Source organism: Halogeometricum pallidum JCM 14848 (assembly GCF_000337095.1).
GTDB lineage: Archaea > Halobacteriota > Halobacteria > Halobacteriales > Haloferacaceae > Halogeometricum > Halogeometricum pallidum.
Genome location: NZ_AOIV01000006.1, coordinates 221,060 through 245,199 on the forward strand (window position 1 = coordinate 221,060; position 24,140 = coordinate 245,199).

A 24,140-nucleotide genomic window follows, 5' to 3' on the forward strand; every position below is an offset into this window, starting at 1 on the left:
CACTCCCCACGTGACAGAAGACCGCTCGCTGGACGACTTCCTGGGCGGCGAGAGCGACGGAGACGACGAAAGCGACGGCGGAGCCGGGAGCGACGGCGCGGAAACCGCCGAGACGGTCGACGCGACCGGGGATTCGAGCTCAGACTCCGATTCGGACTCGCACGACCGGGCGGACGGCACCGACGCCGCCGGCGAGTCGGCACCGCCGACGACTGACTCGGCCGCGCCGTCCGATTCGGTCGACCCCGCGGTCGGAACCTACCGCTGGGACCCCGAGGGCGTCGCCTGCGCCGCCTGCGGCGAGACGGTTAACCGCCTGTGGCTTGACGACGGCGAGCAGGTGTGCGAAGCGTGTAAGGAGTGGTGAGTCGGGGGCCTCCCCGACGAGGAGACAGTTGATGTCTCGAACAGCCGATTCGACTGCCGAGACGGATGCTCTCGAACGCCCTCACCTCGCCGTTCTCCGCCGCGCATCTCCTGATGTCGGCGCTTCTCGGCTACTGGATCTATCTCGACGCCGACGCGCACGGGAGCGACGCGGCGCTGCTGTGGTCGTTGGGGTGCGTCGTCGTCCAACCGCTGGTCCTCGGCTACCTCCTCTACCGGAGCGAAATCGGCGGCCGTCCCGACCCCGTCGGACTGACCGAACGGGCGGTCGGAACGTTCGTCGTCGCGCACCTCACGGCCGTCCTGCTCCGCTCTTTCACGGTGTGGTCGAACGCCCCGTGGCTCCCCGTCGAGCGTCCGTTCCTCGGCGTCGGCTCGTATCTCTTCTTTTTCGCACTCGGCGGCGTTCCCGGCTACTGGCTCGTCTGGCGGGTGGGGGCGCCTCCGCCGCGAGTTCGGGTGGGTTCACCCCGAAGAGACGACGAACGGCTGACCCGACGGAGTTCAGTCCATCCGCGTCGAACGCCGCTCGAACCCGCGGACGAACGTCTCCTCCTCGATGGACAGCACCGTCGGTCGGCCGTGCGGGCAGGCGTACGGCGTCTCGCACGCGCCGAGTCGCTCGACGAGTCGCGTCGCCTCCGCCGAACTGAGTCCGTCCCCCGCCTTCAGCGACGGGTGACAGGCGAGGTCCTTCAGGAGGCGGTCCGTCGCGTCCCCGGGCGTCTCCCCCCCTCTGAGCGCGTCGAGGGCGTCGCGGACGCTCTCCGGCGCGGCGGCCCGACCCATCGGCGCGGGCACCGCGCTCACCCGGACGGTGCCGCCGCCGAACGGGTCGACGGCGAAGCCGAGGTGAGCGAGTTCCGCGCGCCACTCGTCGGCCGCGGCGGCCTGCGCGGGCGACAGCGACACCGCCGCCGGCGGGTCCACGTCGGCCGATACGGACGGCTCCGAATCGCCGTCCTCGCCGTCCCGCGCCGCCCGCAGGCGCTCGTAGTTCACGCGCTCGTGGGCGGCGTGCTGGTCTATCACGAGCAGGTCGTCGTCGGCCTCGCAGAGCAAGTAGAGTTCGCGGAACTGACCGATGACGCGCACGTCGTCGAACCGGGACGCCTCGCCGTCGACCGGTTCTAACGTCGAGTCGAGGTCCATCGCCACCTCCTCGCTCCGACGCAGGTCGGCCGTCGAGAGGGCGTCGCGCACCGACTCGCGGACGGCGCGTTCGACCGCCCGGTGCGCGCGGAGTCGTACCTCGCGCTTGGCCGGATGGACGTTGTGGTCGCACCAGTGGGCGGGCAGGGAGACGCTGACGACGGCGACGGGCGCGCGGCCGTCGGGCAACAGGTCGCCGTAGCCCGCGACGACGGCCCGGCGGAGCGCCTCCGAGGGGAACGCGCGGCCGTTCACCGCGGTGTAGACGTGGTCCCGGCGGGCGCGGGTGACGGAGGGGTGCGCGAGGAGGCCCTCGACGCGGACCGTCGCGGATTCGCCGTCGTCCTCGACCGTTCGCTCGGACTCGAACGTCGTGCTCCGCCCGGCCACGTCGCGGTCGTAGACGCCGAGGACGGCGTCGGCGTAGTCACCGCTGCCCGACGTGCAGAACACCTCGCGTCCGCGCCGGCCGTCGGACGCTCCGCCGCCGGACTCGTCCGCCTCCGCCGCCTCGTGGACCAAGGAGAACGCCACGTCCGGACGCGCGAGGGCGTAGCGGGAGACGGCGTCGGAGACGCGTGCGAACTCGGCGCGCGAGGAGGCGAGCGACCGCCTGCGGGCGGGCATCTCCGCGAACAGGTCGCGCACCTCGACGGTCGTCCCGCGCGCCCGCCCCGCGGGTTCGACGCGCTTCTCGCCGTCGACGAGGACCCGCGTCCCCCGCGCGCCGCCGTCGTTCGTCACGAGTTCGAGCGTCCCGGCCGCGGCGATGCTCGGGAGCGCCTCGCCGCGGAAGCCGAGCGTCGACACCGTCCGCAGGTCGTCGGCGTCGCCGAGTTTGCTCGTCGTGTGTCGGTCGACGGCGCGCGCGGCGTCCGCCTCGCTCATCCCCCGGCCGTCGTCGCGGACGCGGAGCAGGGGCGTGCCGTCGCCGACGACGGTCACTTCTATCCGCGAGGCGCCGGCGTCGAGGGCGTTCTCCACGAGTTCCACGACGACGTCCTCCGGGCGCGTGACGACTTCGCCGGCGGCGATGCTCGCCACCGTCTCCTCGTCCAGGGGGCGGACGCGTCCGGTCCCCGCTTCAGCCTCGGTCTCAGTCTCTCTCGTCAAGTCTCTGTTTCAGTTCGTCGAGCGCGTTCAGGGCCTCCAGCGGCGTCGTCTTGGCGACGTTCAGCTCGCGGAGTTCCGACAGCACGTCGGCTTCCGCGTCGGCCGTCGCCGCTCCGCCCGCCGCGCCGTCCGCGTCGATACCGTCGACGTAGGCGGCGAGCGTCCCGTCCTCGGAGGCCCGGCCGTTCGTCGACGCTTGGGGGTCGACGGGGGTATCGCTTTCGCCGGCCGAGGCGTCGTCGTCCGGGGAGGTCCGTGCCTCGACTCCGCTGGTTTCGTCTCCGTTTTCGTCCCCGTCGGCCCCTATCGTCCCGCCTCCCTCGCCCACGTACTCGCGGGCGCGTTCGACCACCGCCGGCGGCACGCCCGCCAACTCGGCCACCTCGACGCCGTACGACGACGAGGAGGCGCCGTCGGCGACGCGGTGCAGGAACGTCACGTCGGGGGTGCCGCCGTCTCCCTCCGTCTTCTCGACGGTGAAGTGGAGGTTGAACGCGTCCGACAGGTCCTCGACGAGGGCGGTCAGGTCGTGGTAGTGCGTCGCGAAAAGGGTCGTCGCGCCCACCTCGTCGTGAACGAACTCCGTCGTCGCGCGGGCGATGGCGAGGCCGTCCGTCGTCGACGTTCCCCGTCCCACCTCGTCCAACAGGACGAGCGAATCTCCGGTGGCGTTGTGGAGGATGTCGGTCAACTCGGCCATCTCGCGCATGAACGTCGACTGGCCGCCGGCGATGTCGTCGGAGGCGCCGACGCGGGTGAAGATGCGGTCGAGAATCGGCAGGCGCGCCGCCCGCGCCGGGACGAAACTCCCGGCCTGCGCGAGGACGCAGACGAGGGCCACCTGCCGCATGTACGTCGACTTCCCGCTCATGTTCGGGCCGGTGATGACCGCCACGTTCCCGCGGGAGAAGTCGGCGGGGTTCGGCACGAACTCCCCCTGCGTGCGTTCGACCACCGGGTGCCGCCCGCCCTCGATCTCGACGGCGTCGGCGCCCATCTCGGGGCGGACGTAGTCGTTGGCCGCGGCGACGGCGGCGAACGCCGCCAGCACGTCCAGCGTCGCCAGTGAGTCCGCGAGCGCTTGGAGGCGCTCTCCCTCCTCGGCCACGTCGGCGCGGACTTCGGCGAACACCTCGTACTCTAAGGCGTCGGCTCGCTCCGACGCCGAGAGTATCTCGTCCTCGCGTCGCTTCAACTCGGGAGTGTAGAACCGCTCGGAGTTCTTCAGCGTCTGCCGGCGCGTGTAGTCGTCCGGCACCCGGTCGAGGTTCGGGTTCGTTACCTCGATGTAGTAGCCGTGGACCTGCGTGTAGCCCACGTCCAAGGAGTCGATGCCGGTCCGCTCTCGCTCCCGTTCTTCGAGGGCCGACACCCACTCGCGCCCCTCGCGTTCGGTGGCGCGCACCTCGTCCAGTTCGGCGTCGAACCCCTCCCGAATCACGCCGCCCTCCGTAATCTCCTGCGGCGGGTCGGCCCGAACCGCCTCGCCCACCAACTCGCGCACGTCGGCGAGTTCGTCGAGCGAGTCGCGCAGGTCCAGGAGGGGGTCGCTCTCCACCTCCGAGAGCGCCGCCTTCACCTCGGGGACGGCGTCGAGCGTGTTCTTCAGTGCGCGCAGGTCGCGCGCGTTCGCGCGCTCCCGCGAGACGCGGGAGACGAGGCGTTCGAGGTCGTACACCTCCGAGAGATGCTCCCGCACCGTCTCGCGGGCCATCGGCCGGTCCAGCAGTTCCCCGACGGCGTCGTGCCGCCGCCGAATCTCCGCCTCGTCCACCGAGGGTCGGCGGAGCCACGAGGCGAGTCGCCGCCGGCCGAGGGCGCAGGCCGTCTCGTCTATCACCGCTATCAGAGTGTCGCCGGACCGCGGACTCCGCGATTCGAACAGTTCGAGGCTCCGGATGGCCGTCGCGTCCAGTTGCAGCGACCGCTCGGGGTCGTACCGGCGGACGCGGGAGACGTACTCGAGGGGGCCGTCGTCGCCCTGCGTGTACTCCGCGTAGTCGAGGAGGCCGCCGACGGCGCGGAGTTCCGACTCGGACTCGACGACCGAATCGGGCGCGGAGACGTACGCCGAGAGCGTCTCGCGGGCGGCGTCGGCCGCGAACGCCTCGGGGTCGGCGTCCGTCGCCATCGCCTCGAACCCGAGTTCGAAGGCGGGCGCGTCGGGAGCGCAGAGCAGTTCCGCGGGGGCGAGGCGGTCCAGTTCCTCGCCGATTCGCCGCTCGGACCCGCTCGTCACCTGACACTCGCCCGTCGACACGTCCACCGTCGCCAGCGCCGTCTTCTCGCCGGACCCGGTCACCGCGCCGAGGTACGTCGCCGTCGCGTCCGACAGCAGTTCGTCGTCGACGACGGTCCCCGGGGTGATTACCTGCGTCACCGCTCTATCGACCAGCCCCGACGCCTCCGAGGCGTCCTCGACTTGGTCGGCGATGGCGACGCGGTAGTCCGCGTCGAGGAGGGCTTCGAGGTACGACGCCGCGTTGTCGATGGGGATGCCCGCCATCGGGTACGTCCCCGTCGAGTCCTCGCGCTTGGTCAACGTCACCTCGCAGACCCGCGCCACCTCCTCTGCGGCCTCGCAGAACGCCTCGTAGAAGTCGCCCACCTGAAACAGGACGACTGCGTCGGGATGGGTCTCACAGAGGTCGAGATACTGCGACAGCATCGGCGTGAGTTCCTCCCGGGCGTCGAGCATCGTGCGCGGCGGACCCTCCGGTCGCGGGGCGTCGTCCCGCCCGTCCGCCGCGTCGGGGTCGTTCCCCGCCGCCTCGGCGTCCGGCGTCTCCGTCCCGTCCGCGTGTTCCATGTCCCGTAGAGGGCGGCCGACGGACAAAAGCGGACGGGAAGACGGCGCGGCGACCGGTCCGTTTTCGACCACCCAGCAAAGTTACGTGTGCCGGGGTCTTACGCGTGTACTGTGTGCGTGCGAACCGTTCACAGGTGCGTTCTGAGGGGGCGAGAGTCTCCTCGCCGGTTCGCCGCCTTCTCAACCTGATACATGACCGACGCAGACGCCGTACCTGACTCGAAACCGGAGGCAACAGCCGTCTCTCCGCTCCCGGTCGAAGACGCCGCCGACCTCGCGAATCGGATCACCGAGAACGTCGAACGCGTCATCGTCGGCCAACGGGACGCCATCGAGGATATCCTTCTCGCCGTCCTCGCTCGGGGTCATCTGCTCTTGGAGGACGTGCCGGGCGTCGGGAAGACGATGCTCGCGCGGTCCGTCGCGGTGTCGCTCGGCGGGTCGTTCAAGCGCGTGCAGTTCACGCCGGACCTCCTCCCCTCCGACGTGACCGGGGTGAACGTGTTCAACCAGCAGAGCCGCGAGTTCGAGTTCCAGCGAGGACCCGTCTTCGCCAACGTCGTCCTCGGCGACGAGATAAATCGCGCGCCGCCGAAGACGCAGGCCTCCCTCCTCGAAGTGATGGAAGAAGAGCAGGTGACCGTCGACGGGACGACCCGCGAAGTGCCGGACCCGTTCACCGTCATCGCCACGCAGAACGACGTGGAACCGGGTCGGACGTACGAACTCCCCATCGCCGAGATAGACCGCTTCATGAAGAAAATCCGCCTCGGCTACCCCTCGGAGGCCGACGAGACGGAACTGCTCGGCCGCGTCACCGGCGACCACCCCATCGAGTCGCTGGACCCCGTCGCCTCCGTCGAGGACGTGCTTCAGGCCCGCCGGACCGTCTCGCAGGTGACCGTCCGCCGACCCGTGCGCGCCTACGTCTCTCGCCTCGCGGGCTACACGCGCCAGCACGCCCAACTCGGCGCGAGTCCGCGCGGCGCCATCGCTCTCGTCCGCGCCGCGCAGGCCCGCGCCGTCTTCGAGGGCCGCGACTACGTCATCCCCGACGACGTGCAGACCGAAGCGCGGAGCGTCTGGGCGCACCGCATCCGCACCGACGGGGACGACACCGGCGCCTCGGTCGTCGACCGCGCACTCGACACGGTGGCGGTCGAGTGACCCGATGCGACTGACTCGACGCGGGTACGCGGTCTGCGGCGTGGTCGTCGTCGGCTTCGCCCTCGGCCTCCGCTTCGGACCGCGCGCCCTCAACGCTCTCGTCCTTCCGACCGGCGTCGCCCTCGTAGCCGCCTTCCTCCAGGTCCGTCTCGCCTCGACGCCGACGGTCGAGCGAACGCTTCCCGCCGACGGCTTCCCCGACGAGACGGGCGAGGTGACGCTCTCGTTCGACGTCGGCCGCCCGTACCCGGCGCACGTCGTCGACTCGCTCCCGCCCGGCGTCAGCGGCGACGCCGAAATCGACGCCCTCGTCGGCGGCGACCCCGTCTCCTACGCGGTGACCTACCGGTCGCGCGGCGAGCACCAATTCGGCCCCGCCGCCGTCGTCGCCACGGACGTGCTCGGATTGGCGGAACGGGAACTCGTCGCTTCGGGCACCGACGCCGTGCTGGTGTTCCCCCGCGTCCGCCGCCTCTCTGCCGGGGCCCGTCACGACCTCTGGACGCTGCACGACGCCGAGTTCTCCTCGCGCCGCGAGGAGTTCGACAGGCTCCGCGAGTACGTCCGCGGGGACTCCCTGCGCGACGTGCACTGGAAGTCCTCGGCGAAGCGCGGCGACCTCATCGTCAAGGAGTTCGTCGCCGAGGCGGACGCCTCCGCGGTCCGCGTCGCCGCCGGCGGCGCGCGCGCCGCCGGCGACGAGATGGCAGAGGCCGCGGCGACGCTCTGTCTGGCCTTCGTCAGGTCGGGCGTCCCCGTCACGCTGTCGACGCCGTCCGGCGTCGTCGAGGCGGCCGCGGGCGACGACACACCGCTGTTGGAACACCTCGCCCGCGCCAGGGGCGGCCCCGTCCCCGACGAGGGGGCGGACATCGTCGTCTCGGCGGACGGGTCGACCACCCGCGTCCGCTTCGGCGACACCGAAACGACGTTCGACCGCCTCGTCGTCGAGGAGTCGAACCGCTCGGCCGACGAACGAACCGAGGGGGCGGTCGCGTGAGCGCCGACACCGATGCCGGCGCCGGCGGCCGGTTCGGCGCGCTCCTCGACTCGGCGGGCGCCTCGCGCGCCGTCGCCCTGCTCGGCGTCCTCGCCCTCACGTGGTCGTACGTGAGCGTCCTGCTCTACGTCACGGACGTGGTGGGCGGCCGCTCGCGACTGCTGCTCGTCGTCGTCGGGTCGCTGCTCCTCGCGACCGTCGTCGGCTCGTTCGTCGGCCTCAGAACCGCCGTCGCCGTTACCGGCGTCCTCCTCGCGGGGGGGTTCGCCGTCTACGTGCTGACGCTGCCGCAGAGCCAACTCCAACTGCTGACGCCCGACCGCTTCCTCTCGGACACCGTCGCACTGCTCACCGGCCTCTCCATCCTGCGTCTCACCGGCGCGGGCGTCTGGGCGACGGCCGTCGCGCCGGGACCGGTGTTTCTCTCCTGGTACCTCGCCGTCCGCCGCCGCTACGTCGGGGCCGTCGCCGCCGGCGGCGTCGCCCTCGGCCTGTTCGTCCTCACGAGCGACGCCGGACAGGTGACCACGCTCGTCGGCGTCGCCGGCGGCGCGGTGGCCGTCGCGGCGGCGACGCTCGACCGCTACGACGCGGGCGTCGCCCAGTTGGACGTGCTGACGATGGTGCTGGCGGCGATGATCGTGCTCTCGGCGACGGTGTCCGTCGTCCCCGGCGCGGGCGCCGCGCCGTTGCTTCCGAACCGCGGGTCGCCCACCGTCGAGGGGAGCCTCGTCGACGCGCAGGACCGACTGAACGTCGTCGGCAGCATCAGGCTCTCGCCGCAGGTCCGCTTCACCGTCGACAGCCCGCGACCCTCCTACTGGCAGACGGCCGCCTACGACCGATACACCGGCGACGGCTGGGTCAGAACGGGTAACACGAACCCCTACGAGGGGCAGTTGCGCGGGCCGCCCGGGGCCTCCCGAACCGTCGAGCAACAGGTCACCGCAGAGGGCTCTCTGTCTATCGTCCCGGCGGCGTGGAAGCCCGTCTCCCTCGACGGTCCGGTCGCCGAGAACACCGAGGTGACCACGCAGGGTAACCTCCGCCCGACGATATCGCTGCGGACGGGCGAGTCCTACCGCGTCACCAGCGAGGTGCCCCTGCACACGACCGAGCAACTGCGCCGCTCCGGCACCGAGTACCCCGACGAGATAGAAGAACGCTACCTCCAACTCCCCGACAGCACCTCCGACCGGGTGCGAGAGCGGGCCGCGCAGGTCGCCGGCGGCGAGGACAACCCCTACGACAAGGCCGTCGCCGTCGAGGAGTATCTGGAGTCCGAGAAGCGCTACTCGCTGTCGGTGCCGGAGCCCTCGGGCGACATCGCGGACACGTTCCTGTTCGAGATGGACGCGGGTTACTGCACCTACTACGCGACGACGATGGTCGCCATGCTCAGAGCGCAGGACGTGCCCGCCCGACTCGTCACGGGCTACACGACCGGTCAGCAGGTTGCCGAGGACGAGTACGTCGTCCGCGGCCTCGACGCGCACGCGTGGGTCCAGGTGTACTTCGAGGACGTGGGCTGGGTCCGGTTCGACCCGACGCCGAGCGGTCCCCGCGAGACGGCCGAGAGCGCCCGCCTCGCGGAGGCCCGGCAGAACGAGGAACCCGGCGTCGACGTGGCGGAATCCGAGGAGACGGCGACGCCGACGCCCACGCCGACGCCCACGGCCGAGACGGAAGACGCCGGCGCCGACGCGAACGACACGCCGGACTCTTCGACCGCCGTCGCCCCCGACGGCATCACGACGCCGAGCGACGGGTCGATTCCCGGCGCCGGCGCGACGACCACCGCCGACGGCGGCGGGTCGCCGGTCCCCGACCTGCCGCCGCGGCGGACGCTCGTCGTCGGTCTGGTCGCCCTCGCGGGACTCGCCGCGGGCGCGCGGCGGACGGGGCTGACCGACCGCGCGTACCGGTCGCTGTGGCTCCGGTATCAGGGCGGCGGGCAGACGCCCGAGGACGACGCGGTCCGCGCGTACCGACGGCTGGAGTACCTGCTCGAACGGGAGTACCGCCCGCGACGGACGGGGGAGACGCCGCGGGCGTACCTCCGCTCGCTCTCCCGGGTCGGTCTCGGCGACGAGGCGGCCCGGGTCGGCGAGGCGTACGAGCGCGCCCGCTACGGCGACGGCGTCTCGCGCGCGGAGGCGGACGAGGCCGCTGCCGTCGTGGACCGCCTGGTGCGCCGGTCGACGCCGGTGGTCGGCCGACTGTTCGACTGACCGGGGGTCGCACGCTCCGCCCGTTCTCGTTGCCGGCGTCCCCGCCGCCAAACGGCCGAAATCGCCGTCGGGGACGAGTGTGCGCGCCGAGCGAACTCCCGATACTGTTTAATATCCCCATCTTGTACGTTCGGATTGTAATGTCGGAAGTCTGCTCGACGTGCGGGCTCCCTGAGGAACTCTGCGTCTGCGAGGACGTGGCCAAAGAGTCCCAGGAGATCACCATCCGCATCGACGAGCGCCGCTACGGAAAAGAGGTAACGGTCATCGAAGGGTTCGACCCGCGAGACGTCGATATGGACAGCTTGTCCTCCGACCTGAAGTCGAAGTTCGCCTGCGGCGGGACGGTGGAGGACGGTTCCATCGAACTCCAAGGCAATCACACCGGACGCGTGGAGGACTTCCTCCGCAACAAGGGCTTCAACGTCGCCTAACCGACCGTACCTCTGGACTCCGAGCGTTCCGATTCTCCGTATTTCTCCGCCGCGAGCGACGGCCACGAGTGCGTCGCCCGGTTCGGCGCGGTTCGGTTCAGAACGGCGCGTTCGGTCCTTCGTCGGCCTCGGTTCCGATTTCGGTCTCGGTTTCGGACTCCCTCTCGTCGAGCGGTCCCTCCCACGCTTCGAGGCCGCCGCGCATGCTCTCGACGCGGGCGTCCGCGGTCCCCTCGTACGAACCGATGAGGCGGGCGGCCTGCACGCTCGCCTTCCCGTGCGGGCAGACGGTGACGATGCGCTCTTCGCCCTCGAAGTCGGCGACGCGGTCGGACAACTCCGCGAACGGCACGTTCTCGCTGCCGGGGATGTGACCGCGGGCGAACGCGTCCGGCGACCGGATGTCCACGACGCGCGGCGCGTCCGCGCCGTCGAGCAACGATTCGACTTCCGCGGGGTCTATCTCGTCGTCCACGTCGGGGCAGAGCGGACGCCGAGAGATAAGCGTGCGGGTGGCGGTCCGGGCGTCGGCTATCGTAGCGTCCGCACTCTAAAGCAGTCCGTCCTCGCGCGCGAGGAGGACGCCCTCTATCGTCGCGTCGTTCGTCGGGTCCCCCCGCGCCACGTCGAGGGCGTCCTCGATGGACACCGACCGGACCGACAGGAACTCGTTGTCGTCCAACTCCCGGTCGACGGGCGAGAGGCCCTCGCAGAACACGAACGCGCGTCGATGTCGGAGTAGTCCCGTCGAACACCAGAAGTCCTCGACGAGCGAACTGCTCGACGCCTCGAACCCCGTCTCCTCGCGGAGTTCGCGTTCGGCCGCCTGCGTGTACGACTCCCCGCCCTCGACGATGCCGGCGGGCAGTTCCAACTGCGTCTCCCGGACCGTCGGGCGGTACTGCTCGACGAACACCATCCGGTCGTCCTGCACGGCGAGGATGACGACGGCCGAGGCGAGTTCCGCCCAGTAGTAACGCTTCGTGCTCCCGTTCGGTTGCTCGACGAGGTCGTACCCGCCGGTGAACCACCCCGTCTCGTACTCGATTTCGGACTCCAGAACGGGCCACTCCGGGTCGGGCAACTCCTCGTGTCGGCGTCCGTCTCCGTTCATCGTGGGACGGTGCGGTCGCTCGCGGCTTAACTCCCCGGACCGATCTCCTCGTCCGCCTCCCCGACTCCGTCCTCCGCACCGCTTTCGGTGTCGTCCCCGGCCTCGGTTTCCGTGTTCTCCTCCTCGGATTCGAACCGCGGCCGGTAGAGTCGCGAGAACGCCTGTCTGCGGAGGGTCCCGACGGCCGCCTCTCGTTCGTTCTGGTACGTCGCGGCGACGGCTTCCTTCGAGAACGGGGCGGCGTGCCAGACGACGCGTTCGACGTTCGGACTGCCCACCTCCGTCACCTCGTACTCGGGGTGCTCGTCGGTCCACGTCTCGAACTCCTCGCGCGTGCCGACGCGGACGGCCAGTCGGTCGGCGAACAGGACGTTTCGTGCCGTCTCCACCACGTCGCTGGTGACGCGCTCTCGGTACTCCTCGCGGTCGAACGACATCGCTTTGGCCGCCTCGCGGACGACCTGCCGTGCGGTCGGTCCGGCCGACTCGAACGCCGCGCGCGCCTCCTCTTCGCTCTCGGGGGCGAACGAACCCTCTGTCTCCATGGTCACCGAATCCCGCCGAGAAGTGGAACCGCTTTCGGTCGACGCCTCCGTTCGACGCGGCGCGGGTATCCCGTTCTGGAGACTGGCTGACCTTCGATTCAGCTCCCGAGCGAACCCGGACCGAACGAGGGCTGTACGTGACGTCGCGAAGCGTTATTCATCCCAGTCGATGAGGGGCGCTCGCTCCGATTCGTGGAGGACGAACGGGCCGATGGCCCCCGATTCCTTCGCGATCGACGCCGTCCGAAGGACGTACGCGGTAAAGATGAAGAACGGAATCAGCGCGAACGTGACTCCGCCGTTGATCAGCCAAACGAGTACGGGAACGCCGAGTACCGTTCCCGAGACGATATCGGGTTTCAGATAGAGCGCACCGAAAATCGAGACGATGAGTGCGGGGAGTCCCGTTACGAGGATTCGTCGAGAGAGGTTGACCAGTTCCCACTGGAGGTAGTGGGCCTTGAAAAACTCCTCCGCCGGGCCAAACAGTTCCAAGATATCGACTAGGTCGTTGATCGCTCCTCGTTCGTTCTCGCTCAAATGCTCTTGGTGCTCCCAGTACAGTCGACGGACGAGGTAGATCTTCCACGAGTAGTTGTACGAGAGGGCGGCCTGCATGATCGTGAACTCCCCGAACGGTGCGTCTTCCAACTCGTCGGTGATTTCGTCGGCGCTCGTAGCGATCCGGTCGACTAGTTGATCGACCCGACTCCGAAGACGTTGATCGGAGCTCCCTTTCACGGCTTCCTGAACCGCCTTAGCCCGGTCGACGCTCGTGTTGATAAGCGTACTGAGGAACCGCTCTGGCTCTGGAGGCCCGGTCCACTGGAACTCTCGCTCGGAGTCTTTCCTGAACGCCATCGATTTATCCATTCGCTCACGCTGTCGCCCCAGCGATCCGAACTCTTCGGAGAGTACGAGTTGATTGATCGAAACGACGAGCGTCATTCCAGTGATTAGAACACCGATGAGGGTCTGAAACAGCGTTTCGATCGTGTCGCCCTCGCCCAATACCGACAGGAACGGTATGTTGAGCATACTGAAAGCCGTAAGGAGAACAAAACAGGCGACCGTCAGAACTCCGGCGACGGTTACGCGGGTCGCATCGAACAAGAACCAGTCTCTGACCGATCGCCCGTCAGTCATTATATTCCAGATCTGCGGGCGAGTTGCGAGGGGAAGACGATTCGAATCTCATCTCTCGAAGGACGAAGGCGTCACGGAAGCATAATACGAGGGGCCAGTTGGCGATTCGATTGAAAACGACGGTCGGTACGCTGACTCTCTCGAGTGGCTGATTCGCTCGCGACTACGCTGTAACCGAGATAACTACCCTCAGAAGCCCTCACTCACGGGTCGTCGTCGGTCGTCACGAATCGGTGCCGTCCGACTCGTCGCCCTTTGTCTCTCCGTCGTCGGAGTCGGCGTCTCCCTCCTCTTCGCCGTCGAGCATCTCGCGGGTCATCTCCCGCGCCTCCTCGAGGACCGCCTGCGCCTCGGCGTCGAGCGCTCCGGACCCCCGATCTCGGGCGTCGGCGGCGTTCACGCCTTTCCCCCCGGCGGTCGCCTCGTCGTCGAACAGCGAGTTCTGCTCGTGCGCGTCGGCGTGGTCGTGGACGGTGTCCTCGAACACCGTCTCGTAGGGCGCCTCCTCGGCTATCTCGGTCACGCGCGGGGCGAGTTCGGCGGTCCCCGACGACGACCAGTCGGGGACGTGTTCGTCCAACCACGACTCGTGCTCGTCGCCGTAGGTCATCGCGGTGAACGCCATGTGGTCCGCCAAGTGCTCTCCGTCCTGTTGCGGCACGTCGCAGACGGGACACGCGTAGCCCATGCTCGTCGGTTGGGCGTCGCGGTACAAGGGTCGTGCGGTCGGTCGGTCGAGTTCCCTCCCTTTCCCCCGTGCTCCCCCCGGAGCGTCAGCGGGTGGGGACGCGAATCAGGCTTCGTTCGGCGAGGTCGGGTCCTCGACGACGACGACGCCGTCTTCGGATATCGTGACGTTGTAACCCACGTACGTGAAGCGCACGCGGGACGGTGACGCGTGTTCGTCGGCGGTCGGGTGACCGCCGTCCGTCGCGGGGCGGCCGCGGTTGCGCGTCGGCGCGAACAGCGACTCCAGCGCGTCGGGGTCGACGACGCTCCCGACGGGCGGGAGCGTCATGGCGTCGTCCGGGTTTCCGGTCCACGCTTCGGCGGCGGCGCGGGCGATCGTGACCGCGAGGCAGTCCCCTCCGTCCCAGTCGTGCTCGACGACTATCTTGGACGTTTCGTTCAGTCTCGGTTCCGCCTCGTGCGTCATTGTGTCATCCATAGTTTGCTCGTCGGCCCCCACGCCGACATATCACTGTTAGCTTCTCGGGTAATAGTCTTCGTCACTACTATCGTATAGTGTACTCCAGTGACGACTCTATTCGAATAGTACCTCACGTTCGTCTCTCACTCCAATACGAGTTCGAGCAGTTTTCTCTCGGCCGCCCGCAGGTGGTACTGGAACGTGGGCGAGGAGATATCGAACGCCTCCGCGAGCGTCGAGACGGACGTCTTCCGGGGCCACTGGTAGAGGCCGCCGTGGAGGGCGGCCGAGATGGCTTCGCGCTGACGCTCGGTCCACACCTCGTCGAGGTGGGCGCGGAAGCCCTGCCTCGTCTCCGGCGTCTCGGTCACGGTCCGTCGGGCGGCGAGCGTCGTCCCCGGGTAGACGGCGTCGAACGTCTCGACGACCGATCTGACGCTCACGTCGGAGGGTATCGTCAGCGTCACCGTGCAGACGTCGCCGTCGGCCTGCATCTCGTGGAGTCTCCCCCGTTTGGCGTACAGCGTCTCGAACGGCGTCGTGTCCGACGGCCGAATCTCGTAGAGGTGTTCGCCGTCGTCCTTGTCGGTCAGTTCGCGGACGACGGTTCCGGCGGGAAGCGCGTCCGTCGCCGCCTCCCGCGGGGCGACGGTGCGGACGAACGCTCGGTACTCCCCCTCCGTCGTCGGGACGACGCCCGTCACCGTCGCCGGGTGCCCCGTCGCCTCCGAGAGGCGGATGAGGAAATGTCGGTCGTCGCGAATCTCCAACTCGACCTCAGTCTGCTGGTTGCCGAGGATGGGTTGAGACCGGCCCAGTTGGTCGATGACGGCGCCGAGCGTCTCGCCCAACTCGACGAGCACGTCGCCGTCCTCGCCGACGAACGTCTCCGGGCGCGTGCCGTGGACCACGAGCAGTCTGTCCTCGCCGGCGAGAACGACGGCGAGCGACCGGAACCCCCGCGAGAGGGCGTCGCGTCGGTGCGGTTCCCACGCCGGGTCGTTCAGCACGTCGTCGACGACGGCGCGGCGACCGGTTGAAGCCACCTGCGAGAGCAGTTCGGGGAACGGCGACGTTCGCGCGACCTCCGGAAGGCGGGCCGCGTAGCCGTCTTCGACGCCCGCCGTCGTCACGGGCGTCATCGACGGTTCGTCCCCGGCGGCCGACTCGCGGTACTCGCAGAGCCACGCGAACTGGTACGGTTCGGCCTCGACCAACCGTTCGCACGCCCGCGCCGTCGCCTCCTCCATCGTCGCCGCGTGGACGACAGAGCGGGTCACTCCCCTCACCGTCCGATTGATGCGGTTCAGTTGCGTCAGCCGCTCGTTCTGCTGTCCGAGGCGCTGGTCTCGGTCCCGGAGCGCCTCCTTCGCTTCGACGCTCCCGAGCAGTTCGCTCGTCGTCGCCGCCAGCAGTCTGAGCACCTCCCTGTCCGTCTCCCGCTGCGTCGCCTCTGCGGTGCGTTCGACGGCGAGGACGCCGTACTGGCCGACCGGGGCGAACTCGACGACGTCCCCGTCGGCCTCCGTCCGGGTCGTCCGCTCCTCGGTGAAGGCGACCCAGCAGGGGTCCTCGCCGGGTTCGACCGACTCGCGCCCGTGCAGGCGGTCGGACCCCTCGCGTCGGACGAGTCGCCTCGTCGCGGCCTCGTAGTCGAAGAACGCCGCGCGGCACGGACCGAACAGTTCGTGACTGGCCTCCAGGGCGCGTTCGACCACGTCGCCGGCGTCGTCCGCCTGTGCGATTTCGCGCGTCCACTCGTGGAGCGTCGTGAGCGAGCGCTCGCGGTGTCGCCGGTCGGTCACGTCGCGGGTCACGCCGACCGTACCGACGAACTGTCCCGTCTCCTCTTCGACGATGGCCGAGAAGTGAGTCTCCACCCACATCTCCTTGCCGTCCCCGAGTTCGACCTCGAACTCCATCCGCTGAGGTTCGCCCATCGCGCCGGTCTCCTGCCGGGCGTTCGCCCCCGCCTCGGCCGCCACCGCGCCGGTGAGTTCCGAGACGTGCGTCCCGATGAGGTCCTCGAGGTCCCACTCGAACATCTTCGCGAACGCCTCGTTCGCCTGCACGACGTACTGCTCGGCGTCGAGGGCGTACACGCCGTCGGTGGCCGCCTCGACCATCCGCTCGTAGCGGAGCAGTTCCATCTCGCGTTCGACCCGGTCGGTCACGTCGGCGAAGTAGATGGAGAGGCCGGCCGAGGAGGGGTACGCCTCCATCTCGTACCACCGGTCGTGCGGCGGATAGTACCACTCGAACGACGCCTTCTCGCCCGTCCGCAATGCCTCCTCGTACCGGTCGCGGAGCGGTTCGGACTCCTCGCCGAACACCTCCCACAACTGCTCGCCCACCAGGTCCCGCCGCGTGCGGTCCAGCAGTCGCTCCGCCTCCGGGTTCGCGTAGGTGACGCGCCACTCCTCGTCGACGCCAAGCAACCCTTGGTCCATCCGCACGAACGTCTCCTCTAGCGTCGTCCGCAGCGTCTCCCGTTCGATGACGGCGGCGATGAGTGCGGCGACGTTCTCGACGAACCGCGTGTCCGTCCCGTCGAACGCGCCGGGCGTCGGGCTGTGAACGGACAGCACGCCCCACGGCTCGTTGGCTCCGCCGACGACGACGTTCAACTCGCTCCGCGCGTCGAAGTTCGCCGTCAGCGCCGTCTCCCCTCCCGCCAGGTCGTTCTCCACGACGGACCGCCGTTCGGCGAGGGCCCGCCCCGGTCCGGAGTCGAGGCCGACGGCGACGCCGCCGACGTACGCTCGCGGCCACCCCTCGGCGGCAACGACCGACAGGTCTCCCCGCTCGACGCGCGAGCGGAAGAGCGCCACCCTGTCGACGCCGAGGGCGTCGGAGACACAGCGGACCGTCTCGTCGAACACCTCCTCGCGCCCCGGTCCCGAGAGGGCGAACGCCCCGAGGTCAGACAGCGCCTGCTGTTGTCTGTCCAGTCGCGCGCGCTTCTCGTCGGTGCGGTAGGAGTCGGCGGCGGTCCGCACGCGGTAGGCTAACCACGTCACCTCCGCGTCCGTCCCGCAAACGGTGAGATAGTCCGCGACGCCGGCCGAGAGGGCTCTCTCGGCGAGTCCGTCCGAATCCTCTCCGACGAGCAGAACGGGCGCGGCGACGGCCCCCGGGTCGAACGTCGTGACCGCCGCCGGGGACGCGATTATGCAGTCGACGCCGTCGTCGAGTGAGTCGCCCCCCGGGTTGAGACCCCACTCGAGCGTCACGGCGTCGAACTCCGACTCGAAGCCGTCGACGTCGAACGCCTCGGGGAGTGTGCCGACGATGCGGACGGTGTACGAATCGCTCACTGGCGGGTACTCGTGACCGAGAACTATCACCTTGTCGCAGGACGGTGCGGCGGTCGGACGCGGGGACCGAGCAGGTGGGACGGGCGACGGAAACGGGAGCGACGGCGGACCTCAGCCCTGCCACTCGCTCAGGTCGAGCACCATGAGGTAGGCGTCCTCGCCGTCGGCGTAGTAGGAGGGAACTCGCCGAGCGGGGTCGAACCCCACCTCCCGGTACAGCGACAGCGCCGGTTCGTTCTCGACGCGGACCTCGAGTTTGACGACGGCGGCTCCCGAAAACGACAGCGAGAGAAGTCCCCGCCGGAGGATGCGCCGCCCGAGACCGAGTCCGCGCGCCTCGGGGGCGACGGCGAGGTCCTTGATGTGGCCGATGTCGCGGCCGTGGTTCGGCATCACGTCGGCGACGACGTAACCGAGGACGCTCCCCTCGCGTTCGGCGATGAGAAAGCCCGGTTCGTCGAGGAACGACTCGAAGGCGGCGTACGGCCACGGCTCCGTGAAACAGCGCTTCTCGATTCGGAGCACGTCGAGCAGGTCCGCGCGCTCCACGCGACGGACCGTGACGTCCACCAGCGGGTCGCTCGCCGCGTCGACGTCGGCGTCGGTATCGGCCGACCCGTTGGTCGCGTCGCGTCCCGCGTTCGGAGTTCCCTCGCTCACTCTCTGTCGGTAGGCGGGGAGTGCGCAAAAGTGCGGTGGTCGCTCGCATCCGCCGGGGGACGGACGCGGACGGCGACGCCGCTCTCCGGGCGGGGCGTCGAAAAAGAATCCGGGTGCGTCGGGTACCGCTCGGTCTTCGGGCTCAGTCGTCGGCGGGCGTCGCGCCGCCTCGGCCCTCGTCGGCGTACTGCTCCTTCGTGAGGCGAAGCTTGCCGCCGGCCGAGAGGATTCTTCGCTCGCGTTCGGAGGCGTTGAGCGTCGCGGTGGCCTCCCAGTCGTCGTTCACGCGGACGGTGAACTCGGTCTCGCCGGCGTCGACGGCCTCGGAGACGTCGGTGACGACTTCGATGTCGTCGCCCTGCTCTATCTTCTCGTAGGTCTCCTCGTCGATGGCGAGCGGCAGGATGCCGAAGTTGAACAGGTTCGCCTTGTGGATGCGGGCGAACGACTGCGCCAGCACGGCATCGATACCGAGGAACTGCGGGCACATGGCGGCGTGCTCGCGGGAGGACCCCTGACCGTAGTTCTCGCCGGCGACGAGGACGCCGCCGTCCGAGTCCATCGCTCGCTGCGCGAACGTGTCGTCGACGCGCGAGAGCGTGAACTCCGAGAGCTTCTCGATGTTCGAGCGGAACTTGAGGATGTCCGAGGTGGCCGGGATGATGTGGTCCGTGGTGATGTTGTCCTCCATCTTCAGGAGGGCCTCACCGTGGATACCGGCGCCCAGCGGTTCGCCGATGGGTGCGTTGCCGATGTTCGGCCCCTTGATGAGTTCGTCGTCGACGGCCTCGTCGGGCGAGATGAGGTCTGCCTTCGAGCCGTCGTACTGGTCGGGCAGTTCGATGCCCGGCGCTTCCATGTCGCCGAGTTCGTCGGCGAGGTCGCGCGGGTCGACGATTTCGCCTTTCAGCGCCGCGGCGGCGGCGACTTCCGGCGAGCAGAGGTAGACGGAGTCGTCCTCGATACCGGAGCGACCCTCGAAGTTCCGATTGAACGTCCGCAGCGAGACGGAGTCGGAGGCGGGAACGTGACCGATGCCGATGCAGGCACCGCACGTCGCCTCGGAGAAGTTGACCCCGGCGGCCATCATCTCGGCCGTCCAGCCCTGCCGCGCGAGAATCTCGGAGGCCTGCTTCGAACCGGGCGCGACGATCATCTCGGTCTTCTTGTTGATCTCGCGGTCCTCGAGCATCTTCGCGGCCGGGAGGATGTCCTCGTAGCCACCGTTCGTACAGGAACCGACGATGACCTGGTCGACGGACTCGCCCGCGACTTCGCTGACGGGCACGACGTTGTCCGGCATCGACGGCTTGGCGATGAGGGGTTCCAGATCCGAGAGGTCGACCGTGATCTGGTCGGCGTACTCGGCGTCCTCGTCGGGCGAGAGTTCGACGTACTCGTCCTCGCGGTCCTGCCGGGCGAGGTAGTCCTTCGTCTTCTCGTCCGTGCCGAAGATGGACGAGGTCGCGCCGAGCTCCGTGCCCATGTTGGTGATGGTCGTCCGCTCGGGGACGGTCAGCGAGTCCGCGCCGGGACCGGTGTACTCGAACACCTTGCCGACGCCGCCCTTCACGGAGAGCTCGCGGAGCAGGTGAAGGATGACGTCCTTCGCGGTGGCCCACTCGGGGAGCTCACCTTCGAGACGGATGTTGACGACCTCCGGCATCTCGACGTAGTACGCGCCGCCGCCCATGGCGACGGAGATGTCGAGACCGCCGGCGCCGATGGCGAGTTCGCCGAGGCCGCCGGGTGTTGGCGTGTGCGAGTCCGACCCGAGGAGCGTCTTGCCGGGCGCGGCGAAGTTCTCCTTGTGGACGTTGTGACAGATACCGTTGCCGGGGCGCGAGAAGTGCGCGCCGTACGTCCCCGCCGCCGAGCGGAGGAAGCGGTGGTCGTCCGTGTTCTTGAAGTCGAACTGGTAGGTCTGGTGGTCGCAGTACTGCGCCGCCAGTTCCGTCTGGATTTCGTCGAGTTCGAGCGCCTCGAACTGAAGCCAGACCATCGTACCCGTCGTGTCCTGTGTCAGGACCTGATCGATCTCAATTCCGATCTCCTCTCCGGGTTCGAGTTCCCCTTCGACGAGGTGATCGTCGAGAATTTTTTCCGTAAGCGTCTGTCCCATATCGTCCTAATTTCGACCGTCTACGATTATAAATCCCGCGTGTTTGAGGTCGGAGGTATGTTCCTTATACACATATTCAATCCGCCTTAGATAATGATGGACGTACGCGGCGTCGGGCGGTCGCACTCCCGGCGCCGGGAGCGGTTCCACCTCGAACCCCCGCGAATCGTCGCCGTCGCGGCAGAACTGTCCGAACGACGATGTAGACGGTGACCCGCGTTCTCCGACCGGTGTCGGACGCGACGAGGATAGAAAACCATGATATCCTCGCTCTCGTCCGACGAATGAACGTGGAGAATTCGCTCGTGGATACCGTGTGGGACGACATTTCAGACCGGGTCGGCGACGACCTGCGGGTGGTCACGGAGTACAGGGCCACGGAGCACGAAGCGCGGATGCGCGAGGACATGAGCGAGTTGTACGACCCCGGCGAGAGCCAGTCCATCGTCGACGACACCATCGTCCACCAGTTGAGCGGTCGGACTACCGAGGGGGCGTTCAAGGCGGGTCAACTGCGGGCGTTCATCCGCGTCTTCGACGATTCGTGGGTCCTGGCGTGGACGAAGTCGCTCCGAGAGAAGTCGGGGTTCATCGTCTCCATCGACCGGGACGGCGAGACGGCGTCGATGGACGACCTGGAGTGGTGCATCGACTACCTCGATACGGAGATTGCGCCCCGCACGGGGTGATTCGGTCGTCGGCCGCTTCGGCGCCGGCGTCCGCGACGCGGAACGACAGCGCTTTGCGTCTCCTCGAACGCCCCCTGGTATGTTCCGCTCGGGGGCGTTCGTCGCCGACCACGTCGAACCGACGGCCGACTCGCAGGTCCAACCGAACGGCGTCGACCTGACGCTGGAGTCGGTGCTCGAACAGGTCGAACCGGGGCGACTCGGCGTCGACGGAAAGCGAATCGGGGACCGCGAGCACATCTCGCTCACCGACGGCGCCTACGCCCTCCCGCCGGGCGGGTACGTCCTCCAGTACGCCGAGACGATAACAATCCCCGAGGGACACGTCGGGTTTCTCTACCCCCGGTCGTCGCTCATGCGCAACTCCTGCATGCTCAACACGGCCGTCTGGGACGCCGGGTATGAGGGGCGCGGGGAGGGTCTGCTGCAGGTCCACTACGACGTCGAACTCGAACCCGGCGCGCGCGTCGCCCAACTGGTCCTCGGGCGGGCGAACCACGACGGCGTGTACGACGGTAGCTACCAGGGCGAACGCGTCGGTTCCACCGAAAGATAGATTCGGGTCTATCCCCTCGATACGTTCAGTCCTCGATAGGTCCGCAACATGATATGAGATCGCCACCGCCAGAAGTCTACCCGCTGATACTCCACGAGACGCCCAACCCGACGGTAGTGACTGACGAGTCGTTCGCCATCGTCGACGTGAATCAGGCCTGCTTGGACTTCACCGGCTACTCCCGCGAGGAGATGCTTGGAACGCTTCCGCTGTTTCTCGTCGACGACCCCGAGACGTACGAGTCGATGACCGCCCGGTTGGCCGCCGGCGAACCGTGGGAGGGGGAACTGGAGGCGGTCACGAAGTCGGACGAACGCGTCTACGGCCGCGGCACGACGTTTCCGCTCTTCGACGACGGCGAACTGCTCGGCTACACGGGCATCTTCATCGACCTCTCGGAACGTCGCCGGAGCGAGCAGACGGTCAACGTGCTGAACCGGGTGCTCAGACACAACGTCCGGAACGACGCGAACGTCGTCGGCGGCGTGCTCTCGACGGTCAGGGATGCCGTCCCGCCCGAGGAGCGCGAACTCGTCGACCGGGCGATTCGCCGCGTCGACCGACTGCTCGAACGGGCCGAGACGGCCCGCGACCTGCACGAACTCCTCGAACGCTCCTCGGCGGTGCTCGCCCCCGTCGACCTCGGGGAGACGGTGGAAGCGGTCGTCGACGGCGTCGGGGACGGGAGCGTCGCGGCGCACGCGGCGCGGGCCGACGACGAAGTCGCCTTCCACCTCGACCTCCCCGACGTCCCCCTCTGGGTGCTCGCGGACGAGGCGCTCCCCCGCGCCGTCGACGCCGTCGTGGAGAACGCCGTCGAGTACAACGACGCCGAGGAGGCGATGGTGTGGCTCTCGGCGACGGCGACGGACGCGGCGGTGACGCTGACCGTCGAGGACGACGGGCCGGGAATCGACGCCGATCGGTCGGAGTACCTGTTCGGCCGCACCGAGGAGTCCCAACTCAGGCACGGACAGGGACTCAGCCTCTTTTTCGTCGACCGACTGCTGGCGTTCTACGGCGGGTCGGTGAACTACCGGCCGCGCGACCCGACGGGCAGCGTCTTCGAACTCCGATTTCGGCGCGTCGACTCGCCTCTCTAAACCTCCCCGCGCGCGCCGAACGCGCACGTCACCGATTGCACGCGTATCCATAACCGTCGCGAACTCCCACAGACGGTCGGTCGCGACGGGGCGCCGCTGCGGCGCTACTTGACGGTTTCGGACGTTCGCCCTCGGAGACGCGCGGTCACAAAACCGCCGGGGTACCCAAAGGCACATTTATGCGCACCTCCAAGTCTCGATAGCAGATGTCCAGAAGCCCCTCGCTTCCCGAACGTCCTCGGCTCGACCTCGACCCCGAGATGTCGGACGCCGAACGGCTGTCTGCGCTCCGGCAGCACTTCGAACGTCTCACCGAGGTCAACCGAGAACTCGACGACCGCCTCTCGGAGGCGACAGACCGTCGGGACGACCTTCAAGACGAGGTCGACCAGTTGAAGCGTCGCAACGAGACGCTGAAGACCTCGTCTCTCTACATCGCGACGGTCGAGGAAGCCACCGACGACGGCGTCGTCATCAAGCAACACGGCAACAACCAGGAAGTCCTCACCGACACCTCGCCGCACCTCGAATCGCAGGTGGAGGCGGGCGACCGGGTGGCCATCAACGACTCCTTCGCCATCCAGTCCGTCCTCGACGACGAGACCGACTCCCGCGCGCAGGCGATGGAAGTCGACGCCTCTCCCGACGTCACCTACGACGACATCGGCGGCATCGACGAGCAGGTCCGCGAGGTCCGCGAGGCCGTCGAGGACCCCCTCACGAACCCCGAGATGTTCGAGAAGGTCGGCGTCGAACCCCCGTCCGGCGTCCTCCTGCACGGCCCGCCGGGAACCGGGAAGACGATGCTGGCGAAGGCCGTCGCCAACGAGACGGACGCGACGTTCATCAAGATGGCCGGCTCCGAACTCGTCCGGAAGTTCATCGGCGAGGGCTCCCGCCTCGTCCGCGACCTCTTCGAACTCGCGGCCGACCGCGAACCCGCCGTCATCTTCATCGACGAGATAGACGCCGTCGCCTCCAAGCGCACGGACTCGAAGACGTCCGGCGACGCGGAGGTCCAGCGCACGATGATGCAACTGCTCTCGGAGATGGACGGCTTCGACGACAGAGGCGAAATCCGCATCATCGCGGCGACGAACCGCTTCGATATGCTGGACGAAGCCATCCTTCGACCGGGCCGCTTCGACCGCCTCATCGAGGTGCCGAACCCCGGCCCCGAGGGTCGCGTGAAGATCCTGGAGATACACACGCGCGACATGAACGTCGCCGACGGCGTGGACTTCGAGGAACTCGCGGAGGAACTCGACGGCTACTCCGGCGCCGACATCGCCTCGCTGACGACGGAGGCGGGCATGTACGCCATCCGCGACGAACGCACCGAGGTCCGCCGCGAGGACTTCGACGACGCCCTCGAGAAACTGCGTGACTCCGAGGAGTCGACGTCGATTCCGGGCCTCACCGACTACCAGTACTAGCTGACGCCG

General features: G+C 68.6%; 20 protein-coding genes. 9 read left to right on the plus strand and 11 right to left on the minus strand.

Going from position 1 to position 24,140, the window contains the following annotated elements; translation table 11 throughout:
- Nucleotides 1–10 precede the first annotated feature (10 nt).
- Entirely contained in the window at nucleotides 11–367 is a 357-nt protein-coding gene (locus tag C474_RS03915; RefSeq protein WP_008384141.1) for a DUF7573 domain-containing protein, read from the plus strand.
- A gap of 524 nt (nucleotides 368–891) precedes the next feature.
- Here C474_RS03915 and mutL read toward each other — a convergent pair.
- Both mutL and mutS read right to left on the minus strand, forming a co-directional pair.
- Nucleotides 892–2,652, minus strand: coding sequence for a DNA mismatch repair endonuclease MutL (gene mutL / locus C474_RS03920; protein ID WP_008384142.1), 1,761 nt, complete (start codon nucleotides 2,650–2,652; stop codon nucleotides 892–894).
- Nucleotides 2,636–5,461, minus strand: coding sequence for a DNA mismatch repair protein MutS (gene mutS, locus C474_RS03925; protein WP_008384144.1), 2,826 nt, complete (start codon nucleotides 5,459–5,461; stop codon nucleotides 2,636–2,638). Before mutS ends, mutL begins: the two co-directional genes overlap by 17 nt.
- Before the next feature lie 192 nt (nucleotides 5,462–5,653).
- Between mutS and C474_RS03930 the strand changes: the two genes are divergently transcribed.
- The 4 genes from C474_RS03930 to yciH all read left to right on the plus strand — a co-directional run bounded on the left by C474_RS03930 (nucleotide 5,654) and on the right by yciH (nucleotide 10,293).
- Nucleotides 5,654–6,628, plus strand: a complete 975-nt coding sequence (locus C474_RS03930) for an AAA family ATPase (protein ID WP_008384147.1) — start codon at nucleotides 5,654–5,656, stop codon at nucleotides 6,626–6,628.
- A 4-nt stretch (nucleotides 6,629–6,632) separates the two neighbouring features.
- Complete coding sequence (locus tag C474_RS03935) at nucleotides 6,633–7,628, plus strand: DUF58 domain-containing protein (RefSeq protein WP_008384149.1); 996 nt, start codon at nucleotides 6,633–6,635, stop codon at nucleotides 7,626–7,628.
- On the plus strand, nucleotides 7,625–9,859 hold the full coding sequence (locus tag C474_RS03940; protein WP_008384150.1) for a transglutaminase TgpA family protein: 2,235 nt from the start codon (nucleotides 7,625–7,627) through the stop codon (nucleotides 9,857–9,859). Before C474_RS03935 ends, C474_RS03940 begins: the two co-directional genes overlap by 4 nt.
- Nucleotides 9,860–9,999: 140 nt before the next feature.
- Complete coding sequence (gene yciH / locus C474_RS03945) at nucleotides 10,000–10,293, plus strand: stress response translation initiation inhibitor YciH (protein ID WP_008384152.1); 294 nt, start codon at nucleotides 10,000–10,002, stop codon at nucleotides 10,291–10,293.
- Nucleotides 10,294–10,390: 97 nt separating this feature from the next.
- On the opposite strand, the gene C474_RS03950 is transcribed toward yciH, so the two are convergent.
- The 9 genes from C474_RS03950 to C474_RS03990 all read right to left on the minus strand — a co-directional run bounded on the left by C474_RS03950 (nucleotide 10,391) and on the right by C474_RS03990 (nucleotide 20,347).
- Nucleotides 10,391–10,768, minus strand: coding sequence for a rhodanese-like domain-containing protein (locus C474_RS03950; protein WP_008384154.1), 378 nt, complete (start codon nucleotides 10,766–10,768; stop codon nucleotides 10,391–10,393).
- Between the two features lie 75 nt (nucleotides 10,769–10,843).
- Nucleotides 10,844–11,407 (minus strand): NUDIX hydrolase, encoded by a 564-nt coding sequence (locus tag C474_RS03955; RefSeq protein WP_008384156.1) that lies wholly within the window; start codon nucleotides 11,405–11,407, stop codon nucleotides 10,844–10,846.
- 26 nt (nucleotides 11,408–11,433) lie between these two features.
- Nucleotides 11,434–11,952: a DUF5809 family protein gene (locus tag C474_RS03960; RefSeq protein WP_008384158.1), complete on the minus strand. Its 519-nt coding sequence runs from the start codon at nucleotides 11,950–11,952 to the stop codon at nucleotides 11,434–11,436.
- Nucleotides 11,953–12,105: 153 nt separating this feature from the next.
- Complete coding sequence (locus tag C474_RS03965) at nucleotides 12,106–13,098, minus strand: hypothetical protein (protein ID WP_049916685.1); 993 nt, start codon at nucleotides 13,096–13,098, stop codon at nucleotides 12,106–12,108.
- 223 nt (nucleotides 13,099–13,321) lie between these two features.
- Nucleotides 13,322–13,786, minus strand: coding sequence for a DUF5810 domain-containing protein (locus C474_RS03970; protein ID WP_049916686.1), 465 nt, complete (start codon nucleotides 13,784–13,786; stop codon nucleotides 13,322–13,324).
- A gap of 105 nt (nucleotides 13,787–13,891) precedes the next feature.
- Nucleotides 13,892–14,266: a HalOD1 output domain-containing protein gene (locus tag C474_RS03975; RefSeq protein WP_049916687.1), complete on the minus strand. Its 375-nt coding sequence runs from the start codon at nucleotides 14,264–14,266 to the stop codon at nucleotides 13,892–13,894.
- Nucleotides 14,267–14,391: 125 nt separating this feature from the next.
- Nucleotides 14,392–17,565, minus strand: coding sequence for a bacterio-opsin activator domain-containing protein (locus C474_RS03980; RefSeq protein WP_049916688.1), 3,174 nt, complete (start codon nucleotides 17,563–17,565; stop codon nucleotides 14,392–14,394).
- Nucleotides 17,566–17,676: 111 nt separating this feature from the next.
- Complete coding sequence (gene rimI / locus C474_RS03985; RefSeq protein WP_049916705.1) at nucleotides 17,677–18,138, minus strand: ribosomal protein S18-alanine N-acetyltransferase; 462 nt, start codon at nucleotides 18,136–18,138, stop codon at nucleotides 17,677–17,679.
- Nucleotides 18,139–18,367: 229 nt separating this feature from the next.
- Nucleotides 18,368–20,347 (minus strand): aconitate hydratase, encoded by a 1,980-nt coding sequence (locus C474_RS03990; protein WP_008384170.1) that lies wholly within the window; start codon nucleotides 20,345–20,347, stop codon nucleotides 18,368–18,370.
- Between the two features lie 284 nt (nucleotides 20,348–20,631).
- Between C474_RS03990 and C474_RS03995 the strand changes: the two genes are divergently transcribed.
- The 4 genes from C474_RS03995 (at nucleotide 20,632) to pan2 (ending at nucleotide 24,131) form a co-directional block, all read left to right on the plus strand.
- Nucleotides 20,632–21,036 (plus strand): hypothetical protein, encoded by a 405-nt coding sequence (locus C474_RS03995; RefSeq protein WP_394295413.1) that lies wholly within the window; start codon nucleotides 20,632–20,634, stop codon nucleotides 21,034–21,036.
- Between the two features lie 79 nt (nucleotides 21,037–21,115).
- Nucleotides 21,116–21,592 carry a deoxyuridine 5'-triphosphate nucleotidohydrolase gene (locus C474_RS04000; RefSeq protein ID WP_008384173.1) on the plus strand — a complete coding sequence of 159 codons (477 nt, stop codon included), beginning with the start codon at nucleotides 21,116–21,118 and terminating at the stop codon, nucleotides 21,590–21,592.
- 53 nt (nucleotides 21,593–21,645) lie between these two features.
- Nucleotides 21,646–22,695 (plus strand): PAS domain-containing sensor histidine kinase, encoded by a 1,050-nt coding sequence (locus tag C474_RS04005; protein ID WP_008384174.1) that lies wholly within the window; start codon nucleotides 21,646–21,648, stop codon nucleotides 22,693–22,695.
- Between the two features lie 206 nt (nucleotides 22,696–22,901).
- Nucleotides 22,902–24,131 (plus strand): proteasome-activating nucleotidase Pan2, encoded by a 1,230-nt coding sequence (pan2, locus tag C474_RS04010; RefSeq protein ID WP_008384175.1) that lies wholly within the window; start codon nucleotides 22,902–22,904, stop codon nucleotides 24,129–24,131.
- Nucleotides 24,132–24,140: the final 9 nt, after the last annotated feature.

Coding starts and splice junctions, on each gene's coding strand:
- mutS (WP_008384144.1), bottom strand. CDS start 5,461: ATGGAACACGCGGACGGGACGGAGACGCCGGACGCCGAGGCGGCGGGG.
- C474_RS03930 (WP_008384147.1), top strand. CDS start 5,654: ATGACCGACGCAGACGCCGTACCTGACTCGAAACCGGAGGCAACAGCC.
- C474_RS03935 (WP_008384149.1), top strand. CDS start 6,633: ATGCGACTGACTCGACGCGGGTACGCGGTCTGCGGCGTGGTCGTCGTC.
- yciH (WP_008384152.1), top strand. CDS start 10,000: ATGTCGGAAGTCTGCTCGACGTGCGGGCTCCCTGAGGAACTCTGCGTC.
- C474_RS03955 (WP_008384156.1), bottom strand. CDS start 11,407: ATGAACGGAGACGGACGCCGACACGAGGAGTTGCCCGACCCGGAGTGG.
- C474_RS03960 (WP_008384158.1), bottom strand. CDS start 11,952: ATGGAGACAGAGGGTTCGTTCGCCCCCGAGAGCGAAGAGGAGGCGCGC.
- C474_RS03965 (WP_049916685.1), bottom strand. CDS start 13,098: ATGACTGACGGGCGATCGGTCAGAGACTGGTTCTTGTTCGATGCGACC.
- C474_RS03970 (WP_049916686.1), bottom strand. CDS start 13,786: ATGGGCTACGCGTGTCCCGTCTGCGACGTGCCGCAACAGGACGGAGAG.
- C474_RS03975 (WP_049916687.1), bottom strand. CDS start 14,266: ATGGATGACACAATGACGCACGAGGCGGAACCGAGACTGAACGAAACG.
- C474_RS03990 (WP_008384170.1), bottom strand. CDS start 20,347: ATGGGACAGACGCTTACGGAAAAAATTCTCGACGATCACCTCGTCGAA.
- C474_RS03995 (WP_394295413.1), top strand. CDS start 20,632: ATGAACGTGGAGAATTCGCTCGTGGATACCGTGTGGGACGACATTTCA.
- C474_RS04000 (WP_008384173.1), top strand. CDS start 21,116: ATGTTCCGCTCGGGGGCGTTCGTCGCCGACCACGTCGAACCGACGGCC.
- C474_RS04005 (WP_008384174.1), top strand. CDS start 21,646: ATGAGATCGCCACCGCCAGAAGTCTACCCGCTGATACTCCACGAGACG.
- pan2 (WP_008384175.1), top strand. CDS start 22,902: ATGTCCAGAAGCCCCTCGCTTCCCGAACGTCCTCGGCTCGACCTCGAC.